Genomic DNA, 7,561 nt, shown 5'->3' with positions numbered 1-7,561 from the left:
GCTGCTAATCTCCTTTACAGTGTTCAATACAAAAAAAAATCGCATTTATAGAATTGTAAATACGTTCATTTTATAACTCGTCCACATAATCACAAGTTGTGGATAAAAGTTAACCAAAGGCTGTGATAAAAATTATCCACAGCATATTAACAGTTGTGGATAATTAAAATGTTCGTTTTAGTTTTCAACAAAGTGAAGCACAGTAATCGTATCAGAAAAACAAAGCTATTTCAATAGTTTGTGAAACTTATCCACATAGCTTACAGTTATGCACTTTAGAGTTGTCCACAAGCACTGCTTATGTGAGAAACCTGTAGATAATTGTTGTGGATAAAAAATAATGCAAAAAATACTATACACAACTCTGTGTAAAAAAAACAAGTACTCTGTGGATAAATATTTTTTATGTTTATGAATAAAACATAGATCCGAACACTAGAAAATTGAGATAGAATAAATAGAAAGTTCGACTGTTTAAAAGAAATTTGTGAAATTCATTGACAAAATAACTAGATACTTTATATAATATTCGAGTCTGTATGTTGAAAAATTCAACTCATATCAGGAGGTGTCTATATAAATGAAACGTACTTACCAACCAAAAAAACGTAAGCACAGCAAAGTACACGGTTTCCGCGCACGTATGAGCACGAAAAACGGTCGCAAAGTTCTTGCTGCTCGTCGTCGTAAAGGAAGAAAAGTTTTATCAGCATAAAATAAGTCCACTGAGCCACATCAGTGGTCTTTTTTTTCTTTATTTTTGGTAAACCTAGAAATGAGGATCAAAAGATATTATCTAATAGCAGGTGAAAGAAATGAAAAAACGCCAACGAGTGAAGAAGAATGATGATTTTCAAAAGGTGTTTAAAAAGGGTAAATCTTTCGCTAATCGTCAGTTTGTTGTTTATTTTTTAGTAAAAGAGGGACAAACGGAATTTCGTGTAGGTTTATCAGTTAGTAAGAAGCTTGGCAATGCGGTAACACGCAACCAAGTAAAACGCTATATTCGACAAAGTATTCATGAATTAAAAGATGATCTAAAGCCGAATATGGATTATGTTATTATCGCCAGACATCCGGCGGCCACTATGGATTTTCATGAAGTGAAACAAAGTTTGCAGCATGTACTACGAATCGCAAAGGTAATGAAAAAAGTGTAATGTATGCAACCAAGTGGTGAAATTCCGCCTGTACTGTTAGCAATAGAATAGAAAATATGTGATTTTGTTTACAATTATAAGCAAGGGAATTATACGCACAGGGGTATTTGTAGCGGGAGTTTTCGCTTAAAAATATGTAAAATTCATAACTTAACTTAGGAATAAATGTGTGTAGTTAGAATATTTAGTAGAGTGAATGTTATAGGCATGATAAAATAACTGATAACTTTATCTTCATCGAGGACTCTCAAAAGTGGACTGAAATTAAGATAAGGCTACTGACGGTTAAACGATTATGTGATAGGAAACTGTCAGTACAAAAAGAAGCATATAGAATAAGAAAAAGTGAATAGTAATTGTAGGGGGAAGAAGGTTGAAAAAACAACATTGGGTAATTTTGTCACTAGTAGCAGTAGCCTTACTACTTTCTGGTTGTACAGAATTCAATGAACCAATTTCCAAAGATAGCACAGGCTTCTGGAATGAATTCATTGTTTGGCCGTTGGTATCAGCGATAAAATACTTTGCTGATCTGCTAGGTACGTATGCATGGGGGATCATTGCCGTAACGATTATTATTCGTTTAGCAATCTTGCCGTTGATGATCAAACAAACAAAGAGTTCTAAAAAGATGCAAGAAATTCAACCAAAATTGAAGGAACTGCAAAAGAAGTATGCTTCTAAGGATGCTCAGACACAACAACAATATCAGCAAGAAATGATGAAGTTAATGAGTGAATCTGGAGTAAATCCACTTGCAGGATGTTTACCAGTAATCATTCAAATGCCAATTTTAATTGGTTTCTATCACGCAATAAATCGTATGAATGCTACATCAACATTTGATTTAGGGAATTTCTTTATCTTCCCGTTAGCAGATCCTGCACCAGCATTAGCTATTACAGCAGGCTTAATGCAATTTATCGTTTTACGTACAGGACCAGCAATGGATAATCCTCAAATGAAAATCATGATGTATATTATGCCATTCATGATTATTGGTTTTGGTATGGCCTTACCAGCTGCATTATCACTATATTGGGTAATCGGGAATATTATTTCGATTCTCCAAAACCTGTTTATTTATAAACCTTGGAATAAAGATAAAACACAACCTGCTCAAAATGGAGGGGCTAAAAAGTGAAACAACTTACGCAAATAGGCGCAACAACACAAGAAGCGATCTCATTGGCGTTACAGAAACTTGGCAAAACCCGTGAACAAGTAGATGTTGAAGTTTTACAAGAAGGTAAAAAAGGATTTTTCGGTTTTGGTGCACGTTCTGCAGAGGTACGTGTAACAGTAAAAGAAGTTCAGGTTCCGACAATTGAAGGCGACAGTGCTGAATCGCAGGTAGAAACTCAATTAAATGAACCAATAGTAGTAGATGATGTTGAAACACTAAGTTCACAAGTTTCTGAACAACCAAGTGAAATGGAAGAAGTTCAACAAGTCGTTAAAGGACAAGATGAGGATGCTGACGCATCAAACCCAATTGAAGAGGCAAAGGATTATTTAATTAGTATTGCTGAACAATTGGCTATTCATGATCTTGAGATTGCTACGACACGCGAAGGGAAATATGTATTATTTCAACTGAAAAGTGAAAAAGCTGCACTGCTTATAGGGAAACGAGGTCAAACATTAAATTCCTTACAGCAATTAACGCAACTCGTATTAAATAAAAGCGCAAAGCAGTTCTTAATGGTGAAACTGGATGTAGAAAACTATCGCGAGCGTCGACAAGTAGCTTTAGAATTACTTGCGGATCGAATGGCGGATAAAGCATTACGCTTAAATCAACGTGTGGCATTTGAACCTATGCCGTCTTACGAACGAAAGATAATTCATAATCAATTAGCAAATCGTCTAGATCTTGAAACGTATTCAGAAGGTACAGAGCCTAATCGTTATTTAGTAATTGAACCAGTAAAAAATAATTAGATTGTTTCTTATAATCATACAGACAATATATTTTGAAAGGTCATTTTATCTTTAGGATAAAATGGCCTTTTTTAATGAAACATAGCAAATTTTGTCGAAAATATGATTAGCGAAAAATTGCTTTTATCCACATTTGGAAATGATCCTTACTTTAGATTTTGCTGAAAATATGTTAGTCTAAGGTGTTAGTAAGTATTGGTCGGTTTTGATTATCCACATGTGGATAACGTTGAGGAGGTCATTAAATGGAGTTCGATACAATTGCTGCGATATCCACACCGATGGGTGAAGGTGCCATAGCCATCGTTCGTTTAAGTGGAGACGAGGCTGTGACGATTGCAGATAAAATATTCAAATCACCTGGGGGAAAAAGTTTAACAACAAAAGATTCGCACACTATTCATTATGGACATTTAGTCGATCCTAAAACTAATGAGGTAGTAGAGGAAGTAATGCTATCATTGATGCGTGGCCCCAAAACATTCACGCGTGAGGATGTAGTGGAAATAAACTGTCATGGTGGATTAGTTTCAGTCAAGCGCGTGTTGCAACTTGCTTTAACAAATGGAGCAAGATTAGCTGAGCCAGGTGAATTCACAAAACGTGCCTTTTTAAATGGACGTATTGATTTATCACAGGCTGAAGCAGTAATGGATTTGATAAGAGCTAAAACAGATCGTGCGATGAATGTTGCTTTGGGTCAAATGGATGGAAAATTATCGAGACTTATTGGTGATTTGCGCCAAGCTTTACTAGAGACATTAGCCCAAGTAGAGGTTAATATAGATTATCCAGAGTATGATGATGTAGAAGAAATGACTGTACCTGTATTAGTAGAGAAATGTACATGGGTAAAAAATGAAATTATAAAACTTTTGCAAACATCTTCTCAAGGAAAAATTTTGCGTGAGGGATTATCAACAGTTATTTTAGGTCGTCCGAATGTAGGGAAATCTTCACTTTTAAATAGCTTAGTACAAGAAAATAAGGCCATAGTGACAGATATTGCAGGGACTACTCGTGATATTATAGAGGAGTACGTCAATGTCCGAGGTGTTCCACTTCGTTTAGTGGATACAGCGGGTATTCGGGAAACAGAAGATATTGTTGAACGAATTGGAGTAGAACGCTCGCGGGAAGCTCTTCGTGGAGCTGATTTAATTCTGTTTGTATTAAACTATGCAGATGAGTTAACTGCTGAAGATGAGCGTCTATTCGAAACAATTGAAGCGATGGATTACATCGTCATTATCAATAAAACAGATTTACCGCAAAAAATTGATTTAGCACGTGTCAAGGAATTAGCTGGTGAGCATCGCATTGTAACAACATCTCTGCTACAAGAGGAAGGTATTACAGAGCTAGAAGAAGCCATTGCTGCCCTATTCTTTGAGGGACAAATCGAAGCGGGCGATTTAACATATGTTTCAAATGCAAGACATATTGCCCTTCTGCACCAAGCGCAAGCAACGGTCGAAGATGCAATAGCAGCTGCACAGGGTGGTGTACCAGTCGATATGGTACAAATTGATGTAACAAGAACATGGGAAATACTTGGTGAAATCATTGGTGATACTGTTCAAGAAAGCCTCATCAATCAACTATTTTCTCAGTTCTGTTTAGGAAAATAATTTTCAGAAAGAAAGGACGGTACGAGCATGCCAACAAAATATGAGGCAGGCACGTTTGATGTGATCGTGATTGGCGCAGGTCATGCAGGCTCAGAAGCTGCACATGCCGCAGCTAAAATGGGCGCTAACACATTAATGCTAACAATCAATTTAGATATGATTGCATTTATGCCATGTAATCCATCGATCGGTGGCCCTGCCAAAGGAATCGTCGTACGTGAGATTGACGCTTTAGGTGGCGTCATGGGAAAAGTGATAGATAAAACACATATACAAATGAGAATGTTGAATACAGGAAAAGGTCCGGCAGTACGTGCATTACGTGCACAAGCGGATAAAGTTTTATACCAACAAGAGATGAAACGTGTGTTGGAGGAAACTGAAAACTTAACAATCCATCAAGGAATGGTTGAAGAGCTGATTATTGAGGATGGAGAAGTTAAAGGAGTCATTACACAAATTGGTGCCGTTTACCGTGCTAAAACAGTCGTCGTGACAACAGGTACTTTCCTACGTGGTGAAATTATTATCGGTGATATTAAATATTCAAGTGGACCTAATAACCAGCAACCATCAATTCGCTTAGCTGATAATTTAAAAGAGCTTGGTTTTGATCTAGTTCGATTTAAAACAGGTACACCACCACGTGTGAATAATCGTACAATTAATTATGACAAAACAGAGATTCAACCAGGAGATGATGTTCCACGTGCATTTAGTTTTGAAACAACTGAATTCATCATGGATCAACTACCTTGCTGGTTAACATATACAAGCCCTGAAACACATGAAATAATTGAAGCAAATTTACACCTTTCACCGATGTATTCAGGAATGATTAAAGGAACAGGTCCACGTTACTGCCCATCTATTGAAGATAAAGTAGTGCGTTTTAATGATAAGCCGCGACACCAAATTTTCTTAGAGCCAGAAGGCCGTAATACGCGCGAGGTATATGTTCAAGGGTTGTCAACAAGCCTACCAGAGCATGTTCAAACACGTTTACTAAAATCTATACCTGGCTTAGAGAATGCTGAAATGATGCGTGCTGGTTATGCTATTGAGTACGATTCAATTGTGCCAACACAATTATGGCCAACATTAGAAACCAAACGTATTAAAGGCTTATATACAGCTGGTCAAATTAACGGTACATCTGGCTATGAAGAGGCTGCCGCACAAGGCTTAATGGCGGGAATGAATGCTGCTGCTAATGTACTAGGTAAAGAGGAATTGATTTTAAGCCGTTCGGATGCTTATATTGGCGTTTTAATCGATGACCTAGTGACTAAAGGAACAAATGAGCCATATCGCTTATTAACATCTCGTGCAGAATATCGTTTACTATTACGTCACGATAATGCAGATCTACGTTTAGTAGAGCTAGCTTATAAAATGGGGATGATTCCACAAGAAAGATATGCTAGTTTCAATGAGAAAAAAGAGCTGATTGAAAATGAAATTGCACGTCTTCGTGAAGTCATTATTAAGCCAAATGAAGCGACACAATCTGTTATTCGTTCTGTTGGTGGTAGTGAATTAAAAGACGGTATTCGTGGCGCAGATTTATTGAAACGCCCTGAAATGCATTATGAGTTAATTTCTTCTTTAATTCCTGCAGAAATTGAATTGACGGATGAAGTGAAAGAACAAATTGAAATTCAGCTTAAATATGAAGGCTATATCGAAAAAGCATTGCAGCAGGTAGAGAAACTCCATAAAATGGAAAACAAAAAAATCCCTGAGAATATTGATTATGATGCTATTTCAGGTTTAGCAACAGAAGCGCGTCAAAAATTAAAACAAGTTACACCACTGTCTATTGCGCAAGCCTCTCGTATTTCTGGTGTTAATCCAGCTGATATTTCAATTCTGCTTGTTTATATTGAACAAGGTAAAATTGCGAAAGTAAGCAGCTGATCATTAACAACAGTAAAGTGAATAAGAGGCGGGCATACCATTGTGCCCGCTTCCTATTTTTAAGGCTATACTATTAGTTGGAGTTGTATAGCTAGATAACAAAGGAGACTTTCCATGAACGAACAACAATTTATTGAGGCTCTGAAAGAGAAAGGTATCGAACTTTCTGATATGCAAATTGCTCAATTTAAAAAGTATTTTGAATTACTTGTTGAGTGGAATGAAAAGATGAACTTAACCGCTATAACAGATTTAGAAGGCGTATATTTAAAGCATTTCTTCGATTCAATTAGTCCTTCATTTTACTTTGACTTTTCAAAAGTAGTAACTGTTTGCGATGTTGGGGCAGGAGCTGGTTTTCCAAGTATCCCAATTAAAATCTGCTTCCCACATTTACAAGTTACAATTGTCGACTCATTAAATAAAAGAATTACCTTTTTAAATCATTTAAGTGATGAGTTACAATTAGAGAATATGCATTTTGTACATGCTCGAGCGGAAGAGTTTGGCCAAAATTTAAAATACCGTGAACAATTTGATGTGGTAACGGCACGTGCTGTAGCTCGTTTATCAGTTCTAGCAGAGCTATGCGTACCTTTAGCAAAACAAGATGGATATTTTGTTGCTTTAAAAGCTGCAGCTGGAGCAGAAGAATTAAAGGATGCTAAAAAAGCTTTAACAACTTTAGGTGTTAAACTGAGAGAGGAATTTTCTTTCAAGCTACCTGTTGAAGAAAGTGACCGCATTTTATATATATTTGATAAAATAAAAGGAACACCGAAAAAATATCCGCGTAAGCCAGGTGTACCAAATAAAACACCGATTCAATAATTAGTGTTTCATGTGAAACTTCTCAAAGTGGAAAATATTTTTTCTATTTTGAGCATACATACTAGTTATGGATGG

General features: G+C 36.5%; 7 protein-coding genes. All 7 read left to right on the top strand.

The annotated features are described in order from the left end of the window. Positions 1-580 precede the first annotated feature (580 nt). The 7 genes from rpmH to rsmG all read left to right on the top strand — a co-directional run bounded on the left by rpmH (position 581) and on the right by rsmG (position 7,486). Positions 581-715 (top strand): 50S ribosomal protein L34, encoded by a 135-nt coding sequence (gene rpmH, locus MKZ14_RS22950; RefSeq protein ID WP_004233310.1) that lies wholly within the window; start codon positions 581-583, stop codon positions 713-715. A 100-nt stretch (positions 716-815) separates the two neighbouring features. After that, positions 816-1,160 carry a ribonuclease P protein component gene (rnpA, locus tag MKZ14_RS22945; RefSeq protein ID WP_004233316.1) on the top strand — a complete coding sequence of 115 codons (345 nt, stop codon included), beginning with the start codon at positions 816-818 and terminating at the stop codon, positions 1,158-1,160. Positions 1,161-1,533: 373 nt separating this feature from the next. After that, the gene (gene yidC / locus MKZ14_RS22940; protein WP_016994934.1) at positions 1,534-2,304 is read left to right on the top strand and encodes a membrane protein insertase YidC; all 771 of its coding nucleotides are present in this window, start codon (positions 1,534-1,536) and stop codon (positions 2,302-2,304) included. Next, complete coding sequence (gene jag / locus MKZ14_RS22935) at positions 2,301-3,104, top strand: RNA-binding cell elongation regulator Jag/EloR (protein WP_016994933.1); 804 nt, start codon at positions 2,301-2,303, stop codon at positions 3,102-3,104. The genes yidC and jag overlap by 4 nt, the downstream gene beginning before the upstream one ends. A 245-nt stretch (positions 3,105-3,349) precedes the next feature. Further along, on the top strand, positions 3,350-4,735 hold the full coding sequence (gene mnmE / locus MKZ14_RS22930; protein WP_016994932.1) for a tRNA uridine-5-carboxymethylaminomethyl(34) synthesis GTPase MnmE: 1,386 nt from the start codon (positions 3,350-3,352) through the stop codon (positions 4,733-4,735). Positions 4,736-4,762: 27 nt separating this feature from the next. Next, positions 4,763-6,655, top strand: coding sequence for a tRNA uridine-5-carboxymethylaminomethyl(34) synthesis enzyme MnmG (gene mnmG, locus MKZ14_RS22925; protein ID WP_036077942.1), 1,893 nt, complete (start codon positions 4,763-4,765; stop codon positions 6,653-6,655). 114 nt (positions 6,656-6,769) lie between these two features. Next, positions 6,770-7,486, top strand: coding sequence for a 16S rRNA (guanine(527)-N(7))-methyltransferase RsmG (rsmG, locus tag MKZ14_RS22920; RefSeq protein ID WP_016994930.1), 717 nt, complete (start codon positions 6,770-6,772; stop codon positions 7,484-7,486). Positions 7,487-7,561 lie beyond the last annotated feature (75 nt).

The sequence above is a fragment of the Lysinibacillus sp. FSL P2-0066 genome, from assembly GCF_037969495.1.
Lineage (GTDB): Bacteria > Bacillota > Bacilli > Bacillales_A > Planococcaceae > Lysinibacillus > Lysinibacillus boronitolerans.
The sequence above is the reverse complement of the archived record's forward strand: the minus strand, read 5'-3'. Positions and strand labels throughout refer to the sequence as shown.